Origin of the sequence: Pontibacillus salicampi, assembly GCF_042434395.1 — a bacterium.
Taxonomy (GTDB): Bacteria; Bacillota; Bacilli; order Bacillales; family BH030062; genus Pontibacillus; species Pontibacillus salicampi.
The window spans coordinates 16,530-37,798 of sequence record NZ_JBHLTP010000012.1; the positions used below are offsets into that span (position 1 = coordinate 16,530).

Here is a 21,269-nt window from a genome sequence, read left to right on the forward strand (position 1 = left end):
TGGAGCATAAATCCTATGTGTCAGAAATGGAGTGATGAAATGACCATCTTTCGGCTTGGCTACGTTGCGATGAGTAAGCATGTGTCCAATGCTTCTCCCTCTAGAATGATGACCTATCAGCAATTCAAGCAAATAGAGGATAGAGAAGCTGCAATTGCGAAATTAGAAAGGATTGCATCTACCAACCTTCACAATACGTTAAGATTACTAAAGCATAACAAAGCAAACAAAATTTCCTTCTATCGCTTAAGCTCGAAATTAATTCCACTAGCTACACACGAGGAGCTTGCACATTGGAATTATATAAAAAATGTGAAGGAGGAGCTGCAAGAGATAGGGCATTTTGCAATACAAAACAATATGAGAATAGATTTCCATCCGGATCATTATGTTGTGTTAAACACACCACATAAAGAAAAGTTAAAATCCTCTTTACATATACTTCGTTATCATTATCGGCTTCTAACCTCTATGGGATTAAACCCTGCTCATCGGTGTGTATTGCATTTAGGAGGGGCCTATCAAGATAAGGAGGCATCCTTAGAAAGATTTATTGAAAATTGGGCTTACATCCCCACACCCATACAAAGCATGGTCTTATTGGAAAACGATGACACGCTGTACACAATGGAAGATTGCTTGTACATATGCGAAAAATTAAGTATTCCTTTCGTATTCGACCTTCACCATCATCATGCTAATCATTACCATCCTAATTGGCTACAGCATTGGGAAAGAGCCATTGCCACATGGAAAAACAGCCCCTTCCCAATCAAAGTACATCTTTCAAGCCCAAGGAGTAAACATGATTTTAACAGTCATGCTGATTACGTAGAGGATGAAACGTTCTATTCCTTTATGAAGCAGGTCAATCAAAGTGTTCCTCAAGTGGATTGCATGATTGAAGCCAAACAAAAGGATGATGCACTTTTCCAGCTTGTCCATGACCTACAACAACGAGAGGGAATAGAACTCGTCACTCCTACAGAAATAAAGGTATTGTAATACAATTGATATAAAGTATTCGCTTTCCTAGTGATTACACTATTTTCGGTTAGGGAATAGGGAGGAAAGTGGAGGGATGATATATGGCAGAGTATAATAAGGACCAATATGGAAATGAAACAAAGGACCAAAAATACGGCACAACTATAGAATCCAGAGAAAATCCAGACCGACCAGGGAGACAGTTTTATATCCCATCCCAAATTGTAAGCGAGTTTGCCCATAAAGGAAGAGATCACTTAGTTAAACGATTTCCGGCTCAATTTTTATTGGCATTGACAGCTGGAGGCTTTATGACCTTTGGGGCAACGTTTTCCATTCTACTTGCAATCGGCATTGATGCTAAAGGATTATATTACCTCTTATCCGGAATTGGATTCGCAACTGGTTATGCGATGGTTTTTATTTCAGGATCCGTTCTGTTTACAGAAGTAAATGTACTCTTACCAACCTACTTATTTAATTCAACCTCATTCTTGCAACGAAACATATTTAAGTTTTGGCTGTCAGCCTATATCGGGAATATAATCGGGGCGTTGTTTGTTGCTGTATTCGTGAAATACTCGGGTTCTGTTAATCCATCGTTTTATACCGAATTATCCACCTATATCGATCATAAGATGAAGTTTATGGATAACGGCGTAAAAGGGTGGTTTCAAATAATCCTATCTGGAATTCTAGCGAACTGGTTAATTGGTATGGCAGCATTTTTAACCACCGCTGCCAGAGATATTACTGGTAAGTTTCTGGGTACGATATTACCGGTAGTACTATTTGTTGCGGGGAACTTTCAACACAGTGCCGCAAACATGGGCTATTTCAGTCTAGGTATCCTAACAGACACCCCATATGCATGGTATGAATTTCTGTTTTTTAACTTATTACCTGCAAGTATAGGTAATATCATTGGAGGAGGTATACTTGTTTCTTTACTATTCTCCTATGCTTATAAGGATGACATACAATCTGCCTTAGATAAGAAATAATGAATACCATCGCTAGTGTGGCTAAAGACTGTATAGAATGTTCCATGTATAAAGCTCTCTTTCCTATAGAGGAATGGGAGCTTTTTCAATGATTCTTCCTTAACATAGAAAACAGCTTACTACCATGCATGGAATTGCATATACCCTTGAAACGGCCCTACACGCTTTGACAACGTCCCCATTAAACCTCAAAGAGTGGGGGAGGCTTACGCTACATGACTGCTATTGCATATGTATCTTCATATGGAGTTTGTGTTATTGCTGCTAGTTAGTTCCCTAGGAATTCCTTGCTATAATCTGTGGTAATGGTCCTGACTTTGCTGTATAACAGAGTTTTTTCTCCATAAAAGCCACTAGCTAAATTGCAGTGGCTATTCTTTATATTATTGGTAGCGTTCCAGCATAGAGAAGAAATTCTTTACAAAGTTATAGAATACCTTTTCAGAAGGAGCGAGTTCTCTATCTGTAGGGGTGATAATGCCAACTGTCCGTTTTACCTGTGGAATGGTAATGGGTTTCTTCACTGTTAATCGGGGAATAGAATTATAAAATGTGCTATCAGGTAAAAGTGTTACCCCGATTCCAGCAGAAACCAGTCCCTTAATAGCGTCTAAATCTTCTCCCTGTGATGAGATATGTGGTGTGAATCCTGCCTGCTTACAAGCATCTACTACAATGTCATGCAGCACGTATCCTTCTGGAAACAGAATAAAGGAGTCCCGTTTTAAGTCACTAAGCAGAATATCTTCTTTTTCTGCCAATGCATGCTGAACAGGTAATAAAGCCGAAATTTGCTCCGTAAATAAAATATGACTTTCTACTTCCACATCCTCCTTAGGGACTGGACCTAGGAACGCTAAATCAATTTCTCTCTTTTTTACAGCATCAATTAAATATCTATACGAACCTTGTCGAAGCTGAAAACCAACGTTTGGATGATTGTGTTTAAACGATGATATGACTGTAGGTAATAAATGGCTTGCTAAGCTGGTTGGAAAGCCAATTTTGATTAAGCCGCGATCTGGGTCCAAATATTCCTCCACCTGCTTTGTTGCATGTTCTATAGCCTTTAATGCTGTTTGGGTATGTGTTCTGAATATCTTTCCTATTGGAGTAAGTTTTATATTTCTACCTTCCCTAATAAACAGCTTCACTCCTAATTCATCCTCCAAGTTCGCAATTTGTCTACTAATAGCCGATTGCGCAACATGTAAATGAACTGCTGCTTCAGAAATATGTTCTCGTTCAGCTACTTCCATAAAATAATATAGTTGTCTAAGCTCCATGTTCAGTCCCCCATGATCAATTCATATCAATATTAGATTAATTCTATCTAAATTATATATTGTTTGAAACAATTTGAAAACTTACAATAGAAATAACAGGAAAACGGATTCTATTTTGTAAAAAGAAGGGGATGTAACAGATGAAATACAACCAAATTCCAAACCCCCAGGGTCTTTATCACCCTCAATTAGAACATGATGCATGCGGTATTGGGCTTTATGCATCACTAAAAGGGATTAAAACACATGAAATAGTTCAAGAAGCATTGCACATGCTTTGTCAATTAGATCATAGAGGCGGTCAAGGTAGTGACCCACATACCGGAGACGGTTCTGGCATTCTAATGCAAATACCTGATAAGTTCTTTAGAAAAGAATGTCCTGATTTTGATTTACCAGAAAACGGACGATATGGAGTGGGAATGCTGTTTTTCTCCGATGAGGAAGAACGGAAGCAAGAAGAGGATTATATTTCCACATTGATAGAACAAGAAGGTCAGCGTGTCATTGGCTGGAGAAGTGTACCTGTAAATGTCAGAAAAATCGGAAAAGATGCACAAAACAGCTGTCCTATTATTCGTCAAGTCTTTGTAGAAGCAAATAATGAGCTCCGGGATCAAACAGATTTCGAACGGAAATTATATGTCATTCGTAAGCAGGCAGAGCATTGGGGCTATGAGAATAGCAGACAGTTTTATTTTGCAAGTTTCTCTAGTCAGACCATTGTGTATAAAGGGCTGTTAACACCTGAACAGGTTGATACATTTTATGATGATTTAGGGGATGAAGAATTTGTTTCTGCCTTTGCTTTAGTACATTCCCGCTTTAGTACAAATACGTTCCCGAGCTGGGAAAGAGCACACCCTAATCGGTATTTAATCCATAACGGTGAAATTAACACATTACGAGGAAACGTAAATTGGATGCGCGCTCGAGAAAAGCAAATGGCGTCAGAGGCTTTTGGAGATGATTTAGAGAAGATTCTGCCGATTATTGATGACGCAGGCAGTGATTCTGCTGCCTTGGATAATGCTTTAGAATTCTTCGTAATGGCAGGCAGAAAGCCGGCACATGCTGCGATGATGCTTATTCCTGAACCATGGAGTGAGAATGAGCATATCACTCCAGAGAAGAAGGCATTTTATGAGTATCATAGTACGTTGATGGAGGCTTGGGATGGTCCAACTTCGATTACGTTTACCGATGGACATCAAATTGGAGCGATATTAGATAGAAATGGATTAAGACCAGCAAGATACTATGTAACAAAAGACGATATGCTGATCTATTCATCTGAAGTAGGAGTTGTGGATGTAGAGGAAGAGAATATTCTATATAAGAGCAGACTGAGTCCTGGTAAGATGCTTCTTATCGACTTAGATGAACACCGCATAATATCAGACGAAGAGATTAAGCAAGAAATGGCTCAAGAAAACCCGTACAAAGAATGGCTTGATACAAATCTATGGAAACTAGAAGCCAAACCAGAGGAAATAGATGAAGAACCGATTTCAGATGCATTTGTTCGCCAACGAACATTTAGCTACACCTATGAAGATATTCACAAGTATTTAATTCCATTGGTCTCAGAAGGTAAAGATCCAGTAGGTGCAATGGGATTTGATACACCGTTAGCTGTTCTTTCTGAAAATCCACAATCCTTATTCTTATATTTCAAACAGCTATTTGCTCAAGTAACGAATCCAGCAATCGATTCCATACGAGAGCAAATGGTTACATCGACTACAACTCTATTAGGAGCGGAAGGAAATATACTGCATCCTGACGAAACGAACAGCCACCGGATACAAATTGATTCCCCGGTTTTGACTGCTAACCAAATGAAGGAATTGCGCCATCAAGATCGTGATTTCTTTCAAAGTAAAGTATTAGATGCTGTGTTTACAGGAAACTTGGAACAGGCAGTACAAACGTTATGTCAAGACGCCTTGAATGCTATAGAGGAAGGGTACAGTATCCTCATTCTATCTGACAGAAATATGGATGCTAGTCACGTAGCTATACCTCCTTTATTGGCTACAAGCGCTTTACATCAATTTCTAGTGCAAGAAGGAAACCGCAAGAAAGCTAGTATCATTGTAGAAAGCGGAGAGGTTCGTGAAGTACACCACTTTGCTGCCTTAATAGGTTATGGTGCAGAGGCCATATACCCTTACCTTGCCTATGAAACATTTAACCAGGTCATTGCAAATGGCGACCTGGAAATGGAAGCTTCTCAAGCAATCGCCAAATACCGTGATACGGTAACAACGGGTATTGTGAAAGTAATGTCCAAGATGGGTATCTCCACTATTCAAAGCTATAGAGGTGCGCAAATATTTGAGGCAGTAGGCATAAGTAAAGAAGTGATTAATCAATATTTTACAGGAACTGTTTCGCAGCTAGGTGGAATCGATTTAAATACTATTGCCAAGGAAGCGAGTATTCTTCACGACAAAGCTTATCGAGATACGTTCCATAATTCATTAGAGCCTGGCAGTGATTTTCAATGGAGAAAAGGCGGGGAACATCACGCCTTTAATCCGAAAACTGTCCATACTCTTCAGTGGGCGTGTCGTCAAAATGATTACAGTCTGTTTAAAGATTTTTCAGAAGCGGCTAATAAAGAACGAATTGGATTTTTACGCAATCTGTTTTCATTTAAAAAGGGACACTCCATTAATATAGAAGAAGTAGAATCTGTAGAGTCTATTGTTAAACGGTTTAAAACAGGAGCAATGTCATTTGGCTCATTAAGTCAGGAAGCACATGAAACGTTAGCTATTGCTATGAATCGTATTGGAGGGAAGAGTAATAGCGGTGAAGGTGGAGAAGACCCTAATAGATATCACGCAGATGAAAATGGGGACCTCCGTAGAAGTGCCATCAAACAAGTGGCGTCCGGACGGTTTGGGGTTACAAGTCACTATTTAGTAAATGCTGATGAATTACAAATTAAAGTTGCGCAAGGTGCCAAGCCAGGAGAAGGTGGTCAGCTGCCAGGTAAGAAGGTGTACCCATGGGTTGCGAATGTCAGAGGATCTACCACAGGAGTTGGACTAATTTCACCACCTCCACACCACGATATTTATTCCATTGAAGATTTAGCACAGCTTATCCATGATTTGAAAAACGTCAACAGGGGCGCTCGAATTAGCGTGAAATTGGTAGCTAAGTCTGGTATCGGTACCATTGCTGCTGGTGTTGCGAAAGGTGCAGCTGATGTTATTGCTGTGAGTGGCTATGATGGCGGTACAGGTGCATCGCCTAAAACCAGTATTAAGCATACAGGGCTACCTTGGGAGCTTGGTCTTGCAGAAACACATCAAACCTTAATGCTAAATAACTTAAGAGATCGTGTGGTACTAGAGACCGACGGAAAGCTGATGACAGGAAGAGATGTAGCGATGGCCGCCTTACTAGGCGCAGAAGAATACGGATTTGCTACAGCACCACTTGTAGTATTAGGTTGTGTCATGATGCGAGTCTGCCACAAGGATACGTGTCCTGTCGGTATTGCTACGCAAAATCCAGAGTTAAGAAAGAAATTTACAGGCAATGCAGATCATATCGTTCATTACATGACCTTCGTTGCTCAAGAATTAAGAGAAATAATGGCAGAGCTAGGATTCCGTACAGTAGAAGAAATGGTTGGCCGTACAGACGTGCTAGAAATTAGCGACCGTACAAAGTCACATTGGAAAGCCAGTTCCTTAGACTTAACCAACCTTGTGTATCAACCGAAGGGTACTCGTACTTGTCAGAAGAAGCAAAATCATAAGATTGAACAATCCTTAGACGTAACTACCATTCTTCCAGCTGTTAAATCATCTATTCTGACCAAGAAGCCAATTCAACTTTCTTATCCAATTCGCAACACAAACCGAGTAGTAGGAACGATAGTGGGAAGCGAAATTTCAAAGCTTTATGGGGAGGATGGTTTACCAGAAGACACTATCCAGCTTCACTTCCAAGGTTCAGCTGGTCAAAGCTTCGGTGCCTTTGTACCGAAAGGTTTATCCCTTTATCTTAAGGGAGACGCCAATGACTATGTAGGTAAAGGGCTATCAGGTGGAAAGCTAGTCGTCGCTAAACCTAATAATAGTCCAGGTGCAAGTGAGGATGTCATTATTGGAAATGTAGCGTTTTACGGTGCATCTAAAGGAGAAGCTTACATCAATGGGGTAGCTGGGGAGCGATTTGCCGTTAGGAATAGTGGAGCAGACGTCGTTGTTGAAGGCGTCGGTAATCACGGATGTGAATATATGACCGGTGGCCGTGTAGTTGTTTTAGGAGAAGTCGGACCTAACTTTGCGGCAGGGATGTCTGGTGGAGTAGCTTATGTGCATGCAGAAGATAAACATACCTTTACTTCTCTTTGCAATAAAGGAATGGTTGAATTAGAAGGATTAGAAGATATAGAGGAAAAGCAAGAGGTTCGTAAAATGATTGAGAATCATTACAGCTATACAGGTAGTCTTAAAGCAGGTAATATGCTGGAGAATTGGCCATCTGCTGCAGACTCCTTTGTCAAAGTAATTCCAAAGGATTATAAACAAATGCTTAAGCGCCTAGATGCCCACCTTGCTGAAGGGGTATCAGAGGAGGAGGCTGCTATGAACGCATTTAAAGGTCTTCCTACTGCATCAGAGCAACGTATGGCAGATTACTCCAAAGCACCTCAAGTAGCAGCCGAATAAGAAAGGAGAGAGTTGTGATGGATAAATCCACTGGGTTTATGTATATAAATCGTGAAGAAGCATCAGAAAGATCACCGCAAACAAGAGTAAAAGATTGGAATGAATATACTGCTCCTTTCTCGGAGGAAGAGCTAAAAAGGCAAGGGGCAAGGTGTATGGACTGCGGCATACCATTTTGCCATACAGGTATTGAAATTAAAGGGACAGCATCAGGCTGTCCCATCAATAATCTTATTCCAGAGTGGAACGACCTAGTCTATCGGGGTAAATGGAAAGAAGCACTAGAAAGGTTAGAGAAGACTAATAATTTCCCTGAATTTACAGGGAGAGTTTGCCCGGCGCCATGTGAAGGAGCATGCACTGTTGCAATTTCTGATCCTGCTGTCGCTATTAAAGATATTGAGCGAACCATTATCGACAAAGGTTTTGAAAACGGATGGATACAACCAAGGATTCCTGACCAGCGTTCCGGTAGAAAGATTGCTATAGTTGGTTCTGGACCAGCCGGACTTGCAAGTGCAGATCAGCTGAATCAGGCCGGTCATACGGTAGCTGTCTACGAACGTGCAGATAAGCCAGGTGGATTATTAACCTATGGTATTCCTAATATGAAACTCGAAAAATATATTGTTGAACGCCGTATTAATCTATTAAAGCAAGAGGGTATTGATTTCATTACAAACACAGAGGTTGGCAAGGATATTTCCGCTGACCAGCTGAGGGAACAATATGATGCGGTTATTTTGTGCACAGGAGCCCAGAAACAACGAAACTTAACCATTGAAGGAAGAGAAGCCAAAGGAATTCATTATGCTATGGACTATCTAACAGCTTCTACTAAGAAGCTATTAGATGAAAAGCTTGAACAGGACGAATATATTAATGTTGAGGGCAAGGATGTAATAGTTATAGGAGGAGGAGATACTGGCGCAGATTGTGTAGCGACTGCTCTAAGACAAAATTGTAAGAGCGTAACCCAGTTTGGGAAACATCCTAAACAACCCAAAACGCGTCCAGATGATAATATGTGGCCAGAACCGCCTGATGTATTTACGTTAGATTATGCATACAAAGAAGCAGCTGAAACGAAAGGGCAGGACCCACGTCGTTACTCCATTCAAACGACAAAATTTGTATCCGATACAAATGGCAACCTACAGGAGCTGCACACTATTCAAACCGAAAAGGTACGGGATGAAAACGGAAGCTATACCTATCGTGAGGTACCAGGTACTGAACAAGTGTGGCCAGTACAGCACGTTATGATTGCTATTGGCTTTGAAGGTTCTGAACAGCCAATTTTACGAGAATTTGGGGTGAATACTACGAACAGAGGCTGTGTAGAAGCGAAATATGGAGAGTACACAACTAATCTGGAAGGCGTGTTTGCTGCAGGGGATGCTAGAAGAGGACAAAGTTTAATTGTTTGGGCTATTAATGAAGGTCGAGAAGTAGCTAGAGAAGTAGATCAATATCTAATGGGAGCCACAGTGTTACCATAAATAGTTTAAAACCCTTCCTTTCAGGCTGTTGAGTCATCTCAACAGCCTGATTAGTTATGTTTCCAGCAACGATACTATGTAGGCTTGATGGCTAGAGGAAGGATTGAAGCAATTCACGAAAGGTAGCTCGATCCTCCATACTCATTGCTTTAGGTCCTTTTGTTTTCTTACCCGCTTTCCTTGCTTGAGCACTTAAATGTCTATTTTGCAGCAGTCCGTCTATATTTTGTTGGGTAAATTGAAAACCTTTATGATGCAGCACTACACAGCCTTTACTAAGGGCGAGTGCTGCCAACCCATAATCCTGCGTTACAACTAAATCGCCTTTGGAAACCATTTTCATTATCCGATAATCAGCAGCATCTGCACCCGTGTCTACATAAATCGATTCTACCCCCTCTGGATCTTTCGTGGAGCTATAATGAGAAATACTTTTAACAAGAAAGACCGATACGTTAGATGATTGGGCTTCTTCAATAATAATTTCCTTTACGGGACATGCATCCGCATCTACATATATCTTCATACGTCACCTCTTTTCCATTCGATGGTAGCATATAGGTTTCTTGAACTCCAGTCAATATAACGGTTAGTTAGTTCATAGTCCCCCTGCAACTCCCGTATATTGTAAAGTATCCTTTAAATAGGGGGGAAGGAAAGAATGGGCTTATCGTTTAGAAATGAAATGAGCAGTCTCATTACCGATATCATCTCGGATCAAGAAGAGGATGGATCCTATAGATTTTGCTTTGAAAACAGCCTAATGACAGACGCTTATACCATTATCTTGTGGAAGGCTCTCCAAATTAAAGATAACACTTTAGTTGGTATATTAGGCAGAAGAATTAAGGATAAACAGCAAAAAAATGGAGCTTGGAGACTATTTAAAGATGAACAGAAGGGAAATTTGTCTGCAACGGTGGAAGCCTACTATGCGTTAATATATGCCGGTATATGCTCAAAAGATGATCCATCCATGCAGAAGGCTGCCTCATTCATTAAAGAGAATGGTGGACTAGATGCTGCTGGGACAATGACGAAAGTAATGCTCGCGTCTACTGGTCAGCTTCCCTGGTCTTCATTACCCTTTGCGCCAATAGAAGCAATACTAATACCGAATAGCTTTCCAATTAGCTTTTATGACTTTAGTGGGTATGCAAGGGTTCACCTCGCTCCCATGCTTTTATTACGTAACACGCAATATGTACTAAAGCACGGAACCACACCAGATTTATCAGACCTCATTACAATTCGAACCCAAAATTCAGGTGAGGATTACCGAGTGTTAAATATGGTAAAAGATGCGATTGGACACCTAAAAGAGCTTCCGGAAGAATTGGAACAGCGTGCTTTTGACAAAGCTGAAGCATACATGCTGGCTCGGATAGAACCAAACGGATTGCTATATAGCTATTTTAGCTGTAGCTTCTTTATGATATTGGCCTTGTTAGCAAAGGGGTACTCGAAGAAGGATTCCATTATTACTAACGCTTTACAAGGGATAGTGACCTTGCTCTGCCACTCTTCAGAAAAGTCCATACATGTTCAGAATTCTTCTTCTACGGTATGGGACACCGCTTTGTTGACTTCTGCATTAATAGAGGCTGATGTAGAAGCTGCTAAAGAAGCAATCGATAATGCCCAACAATATTTACAATCCAGGCAGCACTTCCGATACGGTGATTGGTCTCTCCATAATCCTTCAACATTACCTGGTGGGTTTGGTTTTTCCGATATTAACACGATGCAGCCAGATATTGATGATACAACTGCATCCCTTATTGCCCTTTACCCAACTATATCTAACAACCCGAAAAGGAAGGAGGCATGGAACAGAGGGCTGAAATGGGTACTATCTATGCAGAACAGGGATGGAGGCTGGCCTGCTTTTGAAAAAAATACAGATAAGCAACTATTAACTCTTGTCCCGATGGACGGAGCAGAAGCAGCCGCTATTGACCCTTCCACAGCAGATTTAACCGGGAGGACATTATATTTCTTGTCGGCCTACGCAAACCTGCCAAAAGAGCATCCCTCCATACAAAAAGCAATCCGTTGGTTACGGGAACATCAACGACAAGATGGTTCCTGGTATGGGAGATGGGGAGTCTGTTATATATATGGTACTTGGGCAGCGATAACAGGACTTATGGCTAGTAAACTTTCTCCAACTGATCCTACTATACAACGAGCCAAGGACTGGCTCTTATCTATTCAAAACCTTGATAACGGATGGGGCGAGTCATGCTATAGCGATGTAAATAAATTATATACTCCGTTACATGCCAGCACTCCTTCTCATACATCCTGGGCTCTTGATGCTCTAATTTCTATTGAACGAAGAGCTTCCTCACCAATTGATAAGGGAATGTCATCACTTCTTACATCCTTACAGCACCCAGATTGGACTCATACGTACCCAACAGGTGCTGGTCTACCTGGTTTTTTCTATATTTATTATCATAGCTACAATAAAATTTGGCCCCTAAAGACATTGGCCCATTATCAAGCTAAATATGTAAAAGGGAAGGGAGGTAAACGTTCCTCCTAGTAGAAGATTCATGTTACAATACCCTTTGAAAGCAGGTAGAGGAGAAGTGAGTAATGAATCTAGAAATATTATCCCCAACTACAACCACAGGTGCTATGGTAATAGGTATCGTATTCGCACTCATATATGCCATATATGTTAAGAAGAAAGAACAATCAAGCTGGCTGTTCTTCTTCTTAACCTTTAGTGCAGGCGGTATTTCAGCAGCATTTGGCGTAGTTATTTTAAAAGCAATAGGAATATTGGATTAGAACCAGGACTCGAGTAAACACTCGGGTCTTTTTTTTCGGCAATTGCAGTAGGTTTGCATTAAAGGACATGAAAAGGTCGTGGCAGATAGGACTGTATCTGTGTACACTTTTACTTATAGAATATACTGAAAATGGAAGGAGGATAAACATGAATATAGGAGTGAAATCTCCAACCTTTTTTTATACCAATTCGTCGAAACAATCCATCCGGCACCTCTGTAAAGTCCATTGGGAGGAAGAAATGCGAGAGGTTATATACCGCGCAGATCTAGCGACAGATCAAACCTTCATTTTTACCCATAGATGGGATATGGAACGCTGTGAGACACCTGTTTCCTTCCCGGACAAAGTGGATTGGACATATCAGTACCAAAATGATTTTGAATGGACTGTGAACCTGAATAGAGGGCGTTTCATGGCGGAATTAGGTCAGGCATACTGGCTAACGGATAAGGAAAAGTACGCAGAAGCATTTATTAAATTAATGAAGGATTGGATGGAACAGAACCCTCTTACGGAGCAAGAGATTCATGACAGTGAAGCAAGACATTACAATGTAAAAGATACATGGAGAAAGCTGGATAGCGGGATTCGCATAACCAATTGGATAAAAGGATATTATTGTGTCCGGGAATCAGTTCGGTGGGGAAAAGAAGAGGAATCCCTTTTCCAAAAAGCATTATCCCTGCACGGTATGTACTTACATATCGCTTACCTTCCTCATGATAAACAGAGTAATTGGGGGTTTCTAGAAACTAATGGTTTATTTCAAATCGGGTTACTATTTCCTAATCTATCCAACTCATCAACATGGCTTCAAACTGCAATAAACCGATTAGAGAAAATGTGTTCTCTCCAAGTATTCAATGATGGTATGCATAACGAACAGAGCCCAATGTATCATCACGAGGTATTACATTGTTTGTTTGAGCCTGTGGCATTAGCGCGAAAGAATGAAATAACCTTGCCTGAATCCTTAACCTCCTCATTGGATAAATTGCTATCTGCATCACTAGGAATGATAAAGCCTAACGGTCGTCAGCCAATGCTTAGCGATAGCGATGATACGAATATTCGAGATGTTTTAACAAGAGGAGCTGTGCTGCTTGAAAGAGGAGATTTGAAGCATCAAGGATACACAACTCTAGACTTTGAAGGGATTTGGTATTTTGGTGAACAAGGCTTTACTGCCTATAATCACATAAAAGCCTCTGAGCCTTCGTATCAATCGTTATACTACGAACAATCTGGCTATGCCATCATGCGTAATTCGTGGGACAGTGATGGGCATTACCTTTTATTTGATGGGGGGCATATGGATATCGTCCGTGCCCATGGTCATGATGATTTTCTGCATGTGGACCTTCATGCGCTTGGAGCTGATTTTCTCATAGACACCGGACGGTTCACTTATAAAGAAAATGAAGAGCGTCGTTACTTCAAAGAATCCATCAACCATAACACAATTAGTGTAGATAATCAGACTATTTCAACCTATGTAGATTCATGGACGTGGCAAGACGTGGCAAAGCCCGTTCATTCCTATTGGAAATCAACTAATTCTTTTGACTATGTAGAAGGTAGTCACAATGGGTATCACAGGCTAGATGATCCTGTTGATATATCTAGAAAAATTCTATATCGCAAGCCCCATTATTGGGTCATTGTAGATACGTGCAAATCAAAAGATGCACATGATTTTCATCAACACTTCCATTTTAGCGAAGACAATCTTGTTACGGTACATGATGAAGGACATATTCAAGCAAGGGCTAGTAATGGAGCTTGCCTTGACATGGTTTCAGTTACAAATAACAAATGGTCAACAGAAACTTGCTGGGTTTCTCGTCATTACAATGAAAAGAATCCTTCTACGAAAGTTGTATCGCATACGAGAGGCTCTGGACTTACTACCTTTATCACATTCTTCTTTCCTGGTGGCATGGATAAGGATTGGACGATAAAGGATGTGGATGTATTTGATACGAGAAATAACCTTTTCTCTAAAGACGATGTAACAGCACTACAGGTTGATACGCCGGAAGGGAAGGACACCCTTCTCTTTTCTCACCATGGTCCTAACAGCTTTCAAATGGGAGGCTATCAATTAACTGGTGAAGTATTGTTTATTAAGGATTTTGAAGAATTAACAGAGTTTATTATTAAAGTCTAACAAGAGGAATCATCACGCTGTGTGATGATTCCTTTTATAAAATAGTATTTTCATGTATGAAAAGAAAGGTGATAAAGATTAAAACAAATATAAGGGTGTGATAGGTATGAGGGGAAAAACAAAGATGAGTTTGTATTTCGTATGGGCTTTATTGCTGCCAATTTTGCTATTGTCCTTCACTCAACGTGTTCAGGCAGAGGCTGGCATAACCATTAATTCACCAAAAGAAGGGGAAGCATTAACAGAAGATGTCGTTCGTGTCACTGGTAGCTATCAAGAGGTAAATGATATTCATTTGTTGATTGATGCAAAAGAAAAAGTGCCAGTTAAAACAGACACGGCCAATAATGATCAAGGCACATGGTATTATGATTTGGATACCTCGGAATATAGCGGAGAGATCGAACTTGTCGCCACAGGATCTAATGCAGTTAATCGATACACAGTATGGTCCAATAAAGTGGTAGCAACTGTTCAAAATCCTAAAGCAAATATTCCTGTTGTAACCATTGTCAGCCCGGTTGATGGTGAACAAATAGACAAGAATAATGTCAAAATGGAAATTGATGTGGAAGCAACTAACCATATCCAAGCCGTTGAAGTTAGAATCAATGGATCACAGTGGATCGATGCCAAAAGCAAGAAAGGCTCCTACGAGTTTAAGTGGAAAATCAAACATAATAAAATGGAGGACCAAACGGTTAGTATTGAAGCAAGAGCAAAAGATAAATATGGAAACACAGGCTATAGTTCCACCACCTATGCTGATATAGGGAATGGATTCAATGAAGAAACACAGTTTGTGAAACAGGATAGAGCAATGTGGATTTGGGAAAATGCCTCCTATAATTTACTATATAACGAAGGATCGAGAAACACTCTTGATGCCATGGCAAAGGATACTACTACCTTTCAACAGGAGGAGATAACAACACTATATTTCGGGGTGGATGAATATTTTGGTGTGGATATGCTAGAAGATGAACGGAAAAAGGTAAGGGATTTTGTATCATGGGCACATGACAACGGATACAAGGTTCATGCATTAATTGCAGGAGGAACTAGACCTCCATATTTCGGTGCCTATGAGCAGCACCATGACAAGGCTATTCGTGAATTTGAAAATATTTTAAATTACAACCTCTCGTCTGACAGAACAGAACAATTTGATGGAGTAAATATAGATATTGAGCCTTATATTGCACCGGACTTCAAGACAGATAAACCTTCTTTACAATTACAATATTTAGACTTGCTGCAAATTTTTATGGATAGAAAAGAAGCAGCAGGCTCTGGAATATATGTAGGTGCGGCAATACCAAGATGGTATGACTCATCTCCATATGCAGAAAATATAACATGGGGTCCAGAAGGAGAGCCAAAAGAAACAAAGTGGTTGTCTCAACATGTTCAAGACATTCTAGACTATATTTCCATTATGGATTATCGAGATCAAGCAGATGGATCAGCAGGAATTATTGCACAAGCACAAGGAGAAATCGATTATGCTAAGCAGATTGGTAAACCAAATTCTGTTGTAATCGGTGTCGAGACGAAGGATATTGCGGATGGTGGAGACCCAGAAGTCATTTCCTTCCGTGAAGAGGGTCGTACCTATATGGAGGAGGAATTAGATAAAGTTGAAAACGCTTTCGTTGATGATTCTTCCTATGGTGGTATTGCCTTGCACCACTATGATACTATCCGCTATCTTCCAACCGAGTGGAGTCCTGATGCCGTTTATTGGCAGCCACCTATGGATGAAAAAGCACCTACTGGCATAAGTAAAAAACTGACCGCTCATTCCTTCAATTATCAGACCATTTATTTAACATACGGTCGTGCGTTTGATAATCAAGAAATTGAGGGGTACAACATTTATCGTAGTACTGAGAAAGATTTTGAAGCTGATGAAAGCACCTTCGTTGGTCATTCTAGAAGACTGGACTACTCTGACCAAGGATTATTACCAAAAACCACCTATTATTATCAAGTAGCACCTGTCGATGTTTCAGGTAATATTGGAGAAGTATCAACGGTAGCTTCTGCCACAACTGCAAACACAACATTAAAGCCGCTCATAATTAATGAGGCTTCGATTTCGTATGATGGTACTAAAGGAAATGTTTCTATCAAGGTCGTAGACAAGGAAACAAATGAAGGACTTAGCACATCCCTTGGAGGCAGATTTACGAAGCTAAGTGGTAAATATATCAACACTTCAACAAATGAAAAAGGCATCACTACTTTTAGTTCTGAGAATCTATCTAACGAAAAGGGTCAGCTTGGCTTTAAAGTGAATAGTATCAATGCAGCAGGATATTATTGGGCCTCTGCTTACGATAGCTATGCCACACTCGAAACTGAGTGGAGTAAGCAAGTAATCCAAGTATTGGAGGATGCTCACGTAAGAAGCGGAAGCTACCAGAATGAGAACTATGGCAGCAGCCCATTACTCGAAATTAAAGATGTAGAGGATTCCAAGAGCACGCAATATGACCGCCTTTCCTATGTGAAGTACGACCTTTCGACTGTAAAAACCAGTTCAGTCCAAAGAGCTTTACTCCATATTTATGTGGATCGTACCGTAACCGATAGTACCGTTTCCAACGTTCCCATTACGATTTCAGGAGTAGATAATGACAACTGGACCGAAGAGGATATTACCTACGCAGATAAACCAGATGGAGAAGGGGACACCATCATCGGCAACATTCATGTTACGAGTAAAGGTTGGTATTCAATCGATGTCACTCCATTTGTAAGGGAGCAGCTCCAAGATAAAATAGTAACAATCAAACTTTCTGACACCACAGGTACAGATCGAAGTGTAAAAGTCCATAGCAAAGAGAATCAATCGAGCAGCTTCTTGGAAATACAGTAAAAATTTACTGATGTTAGGTAATGGAAACAGCTGTTGTAATACTCCAAAAAGCCGTCTAAATAACAGACGGCTTTTTTGCTGGTTATTGAATTAAGTACACTATAGTTTGGATAAGTTTCTCTCTAAACTGAATTAGCCTAACATTTAATAAGAAGTTACCCTATAACTTGAAGAGTTGAGGCTATTCGAAGATTACTCCCTTTGTTTGGCATTGTACCTATAGGCACAGGTAAATAAAAACTAAGCAAATTACTATAGCTCTATCAACAGAGATAATATTAATATTAAGCTAAACGACTATTACAAAACAGATATTGAACAATAATGATGTACGGTTGTTCCATAATATGGGGAGATAGTGGAAGACTTGATTTCGAGATAATTTGGAAGGAGTATAGAAAGAGTAGTTGATTGGGCTGGCATCACTCCGCTTTCCTACGGACGAACGGCTGAGCCTCCTCAGTATGGTTGATATATTGACAAAAAATCATAATGGAATCAAGAAAGTTGAGAAGTCCGTTTCTCCCAATACGGCAAAGGTGTGGTCTGAAAAATGGATGAGCCTAGCCCCCGCAGAAAACGTCTTTTGCTGTCCTAGGAGGCTCAGCCGCAAGTAAGGAAGTTCACCTAAAAGCGCTAAATCCTGTAGCAACGGTGAACGACCCCACGTCGTGTGGGGCCGCAGGAAAGCGGAGCTATTTCTGATCAATCAACTCGCCTTTCACCAACGGACCAACATTATCTCGAATCCAAGTCTTCCACATATGAGCGCTTATCAAAAAATATTACTCAGCATTACCATTATGCACCAAGGAGAAAAGTCAGTTTACATTGTGCAAAAGTAAGATATATTTGTCTACAAGCTGCCAACCATCTCATTAATGATATATAGAATGCATTCAACTATTACTGCCTTTATTAGTTTACACCAAGCCGTTTTCGATATTGAGTGGGGGTCATCCCTGCATGCTTTTTAAATGTCTTGGTAAAGTGTGGATAATCAGGATAGCCCACAGAATGGGCAACTTCATATGTCTTGTAGATAGGATTATGTAATAAATCCTTTGCTTTTTGCATTCGCATGGAAGTAATGTAATGTTTAAAGCTTACTCCCATTTCTCCTTTGAATTCCGTACTGAAGTAAGAAGGGGACATGCCTACTGTACCGGAAACCTCCTGTAAGGAAATGTTTTCCTTCATAAAATGCTCATTAATATAAGCGACAGCGGTTAATATGTTTTGGTGGTGTCCGTAATTTCTCGTTTGTTTAATGACATTCATTACGTCATGTATCGTCTTTTTTATATAGTCTTTAATATACTGTGTATTGGAAGGGAATTCTAATCCTTCCAAAAGGAGAACGGAAAGATGCTGGGCTTTCATCTTCAGTTCTCTGTCAACATAAGTTAGAAAATCCTTGTATAATCGCTTCCTCATTTCTTCGTTCTCCAGCTGCCCCATCCATGATTGATGTATATCCTCCAGTATGAAGTCTACTTTATCCTCCTCCAGCATCCATATATGCTCAGCAATCATTTCCGCGTAGGATTTAACCTCATAGAGCCATTCTGTCCTTTGATCACTAGTAGATTGTTCTGCGATGAGCAAAGCCCTTACTTTCTTCATGGTAGTAACGAGCTGGGATGGCTTAATTGGCTTTAATAGAAAATCGACCACACCATTACGAAGGGCACGCTGAGCGTATTCAAATTCATCATATCCTGAAATAATAATAAACTTCACATGCTGATTCGTTTCTCTTACTTTCTCAATAAAGTGAAGACCATTCATTTTAGGCATTCTAATATCGGTAATAATAAGATGGGGGGCATGCTTCTTACATAGCTGCAAAGCCTCAACACCATCCTTTGCTTGGCCAACAATAGAAAAATCACTAAACTCCTTTTGCACAATGGCAGTTATACTTTTTTTAATAAGCGTCTCATCATCGACAATAATGGCTCTATACATAGTTTTTACGCCTCCTTTTTCTGCTCTTCTACGTGATATGGTAAGCTGATTTGAATGACCGTGCCGAGCTCACTAGATTGATAAATGTTTAAGCCGTAAGGAGAACCGAAGTGAGCATTTAAGCGTTTATGGACATTTAACAGGCCAATTCTCCTCGTTGATTTAGACGTAGATTTTACATCCACATTATGCATAAAGGCATAGTTGAATTCTTCCTTCACATCTGGGTCCATTCCCATTCCTCGATCCACTACATATATTTGATAATAATGCTTGGTTTTCTTCCCATATATCCCAATAAATTGAGGGGATAACGAATGCTCTTCATAGCCATGGACAAATGCATTCTCGAGAATAGGCTGAAGGGTAATACGGGCAGTCCAAACATCCTTGCTATCGGATTCTGGTATGTCTAATATAACCTGCAACTCTTCAAATCTTTCTTTTTGAATAGCTAAGTATGCTTTAATATGTGCTATTTCCTCCTGAAGAGGGACAACTTTTTTGGTATTGCTGACATTGTATCGGAACATGTCTGCAAGGGAGGTAGTCATATTACTTATCATCATCTGATTTTCGATAATGGCGTGAGAGTTAATAATTTCTAACGTATTATAGAGGAAATGAGGGTTTATTTGGGACTGCATAGCCAAGAGCTCTGATTCTCTTGTTTTCAATTCCATTTCCTTTTCCTTTAATTTGGAAAGGTGAACTTCCTCAATGAGATGATCCAATTTGTGCGTCATAGAGTAAAAGCTGTCGTATAAATCACTAACTTCATCATTTTGATACAGGGGGAATGGTTTCTTTCTTTCTATGTTTAAGTTACCTTTCTCGGCTCTTTTCATGAGCTTTTGCAGGTTTTCCAGAGAGTAGGTTAAGGAGTATGAAAATCCTCCTACAAAGAACAGAGCAGCTCCGATTAATATAAGCCCTATCCAAATAGTCGAATTGCGGAGATGAATTAGATTTTCCATAATGGAGCTCATCGGCACACCTGCAATGATTCTCCAGTCCATTTCTTCGCTTGGAAGAGTGTGCTGCACCATTAGCATACTTTGACTCTCTTCCTTGTCTATATAGAACGGCTCCTCCTGATTATTTAAAAACACATCAGAAGTGTAAGTGGTACCTAAACGACTATCTTCAGGGTGGTATATAATCTTATTTTCCTTGTCGACAATCCATACATCCTTAAAATGGCTTAACGTAATATCATTCATTATCTTAGCAATTTGATTTAATTGGAGGTGTATGACTAATAGACCAGATGTTTCATAGGTTGTGTTATCGTATAGCTTTCTTACCACTGTTAATACAGGGGTGTTTTGGACAAACTCTACACCCATAACCTTATAGGTGTCTAATTGGTCTACCTCTCTCCAAAGCTCATTCGTTCGTTGTCTCACTTGATTCATATCAAGAAACTTATTTACTTTTGAATAATTATTTACCTGCATAGCGTTTTTGTTAATAAGGGATATTCCGAAAATATCCGATCGGCCATTAAGAATATTGGAAAATTCCTCTTCTTGAATTTGTTTGGAAAGCTGAAATTGTTTATATTTTTCCGTTGGCTGAGGTTCCAGGCTCATATATCGTTGGACAAGGGGATTGGATTGAATAGGTGCAGTGGCTTGCTCTAAGTCCGCAAGATAGAAATCTAAATATTGGTTAGTTTGCTTTAGCAGCAGCTGACTATATGCAATAGCATTTGTCTCAATGGAAGTTGTCGTTTTTTCGTACCAAAAATAACCGAAAACGATGAGTGGAGTACAAACAAAAAAAAGGATAATGAATGCTAATTTCGATTTAATAGATGTTCTACGCAATAATGGAATCCTCATATTACTCCTCCAACAAAAATAACAGAATATTATTAATTTTCATTTTATTGAAAAAAACACAAACAATCAAATGAATTTACATTTTCCATTTTCTTATTACATATTAAGCTAAA

12 protein-coding genes are annotated in these 21,269 nt (G+C 39.9%); 8 read left to right on the forward strand and 4 right to left on the reverse strand.

Going from position 1 to position 21,269, the window contains the following annotated elements:
- The first annotated feature begins 39 nt into the window (after positions 1 to 39).
- Positions 40 to 1,005 carry a UV DNA damage repair endonuclease UvsE gene (gene uvsE / locus ACFFGV_RS14860; RefSeq protein ID WP_377349761.1) on the forward strand — a complete coding sequence of 322 codons (966 nt, stop codon included), beginning with the start codon at positions 40 to 42 and terminating at the stop codon, positions 1,003 to 1,005.
- A gap of 83 nt (positions 1,006 to 1,088) precedes the next feature.
- Positions 1,089 to 1,991, forward strand: a complete 903-nt coding sequence (locus ACFFGV_RS14865; protein ID WP_377349377.1) for a formate/nitrite transporter family protein — start codon at positions 1,089 to 1,091, stop codon at positions 1,989 to 1,991.
- Between the two features lie 383 nt (positions 1,992 to 2,374).
- On the opposite strand, the gene gltC is transcribed toward ACFFGV_RS14865, so the two are convergent.
- Positions 2,375 to 3,277, reverse strand: a complete 903-nt coding sequence (gene gltC / locus ACFFGV_RS14870) for a glutamate biosynthesis transcriptional regulator GltC (protein ID WP_377349379.1) — start codon at positions 3,275 to 3,277, stop codon at positions 2,375 to 2,377.
- A gap of 140 nt (positions 3,278 to 3,417) precedes the next feature.
- Between gltC and gltB the strand changes: the two genes are divergently transcribed.
- Both gltB and ACFFGV_RS14880 read left to right on the forward strand, forming a co-directional pair.
- Positions 3,418 to 7,977 carry a glutamate synthase large subunit gene (gene gltB / locus ACFFGV_RS14875; protein WP_377349381.1) on the forward strand — a complete coding sequence of 1,520 codons (4,560 nt, stop codon included), beginning with the start codon at positions 3,418 to 3,420 and terminating at the stop codon, positions 7,975 to 7,977.
- 17 nt (positions 7,978 to 7,994) lie between these two features.
- The gene (locus tag ACFFGV_RS14880; RefSeq protein WP_377349383.1) at positions 7,995 to 9,479 is read left to right on the forward strand and encodes a glutamate synthase subunit beta; all 1,485 of its coding nucleotides are present in this window, start codon (positions 7,995 to 7,997) and stop codon (positions 9,477 to 9,479) included.
- A gap of 91 nt (positions 9,480 to 9,570) precedes the next feature.
- Here ACFFGV_RS14880 and ACFFGV_RS14885 read toward each other — a convergent pair whose 3' ends face one another.
- Positions 9,571 to 10,005, reverse strand: coding sequence for a YaiI/YqxD family protein (locus ACFFGV_RS14885; protein WP_377349385.1), 435 nt, complete (start codon positions 10,003 to 10,005; stop codon positions 9,571 to 9,573).
- Positions 10,006 to 10,140: 135 nt separating this feature from the next.
- On the opposite strand from ACFFGV_RS14885, the gene shc reads away from it, so the two are divergent.
- The 4 genes from shc (at position 10,141) to ACFFGV_RS14905 (ending at position 17,338) form a co-directional block, all read left to right on the forward strand.
- Positions 10,141 to 12,030 (forward strand): squalene--hopene cyclase, encoded by a 1,890-nt coding sequence (shc, locus tag ACFFGV_RS14890; RefSeq protein ID WP_377349387.1) that lies wholly within the window; start codon positions 10,141 to 10,143, stop codon positions 12,028 to 12,030.
- Between the two features lie 53 nt (positions 12,031 to 12,083).
- Complete coding sequence (locus ACFFGV_RS14895; protein ID WP_377349389.1) at positions 12,084 to 12,281, forward strand: hypothetical protein; 198 nt, start codon at positions 12,084 to 12,086, stop codon at positions 12,279 to 12,281.
- Between the two features lie 148 nt (positions 12,282 to 12,429).
- Entirely contained in the window at positions 12,430 to 14,454 is a 2,025-nt protein-coding gene (locus tag ACFFGV_RS14900; RefSeq protein WP_377349392.1) for an alginate lyase family protein, read from the forward strand.
- Between the two features lie 124 nt (positions 14,455 to 14,578).
- Positions 14,579 to 17,338 (forward strand): CBM96 family carbohydrate-binding protein, encoded by a 2,760-nt coding sequence (locus ACFFGV_RS14905; protein ID WP_377349394.1) that lies wholly within the window; start codon positions 14,579 to 14,581, stop codon positions 17,336 to 17,338.
- A 918-nt stretch (positions 17,339 to 18,256) separates the two neighbouring features.
- Here the strand turns inward: ACFFGV_RS14905 and ACFFGV_RS14910 are convergent.
- Complete coding sequence (locus tag ACFFGV_RS14910; RefSeq protein ID WP_377349396.1) at positions 18,257 to 19,309, reverse strand: response regulator transcription factor; 1,053 nt, start codon at positions 19,307 to 19,309, stop codon at positions 18,257 to 18,259.
- Positions 19,310 to 19,314: 5 nt separating this feature from the next.
- On the reverse strand, positions 19,315 to 21,156 hold the full coding sequence (locus ACFFGV_RS14915; RefSeq protein ID WP_377349398.1) for a sensor histidine kinase: 1,842 nt from the start codon (positions 21,154 to 21,156) through the stop codon (positions 19,315 to 19,317).
- Positions 21,157 to 21,269 lie beyond the last annotated feature (113 nt).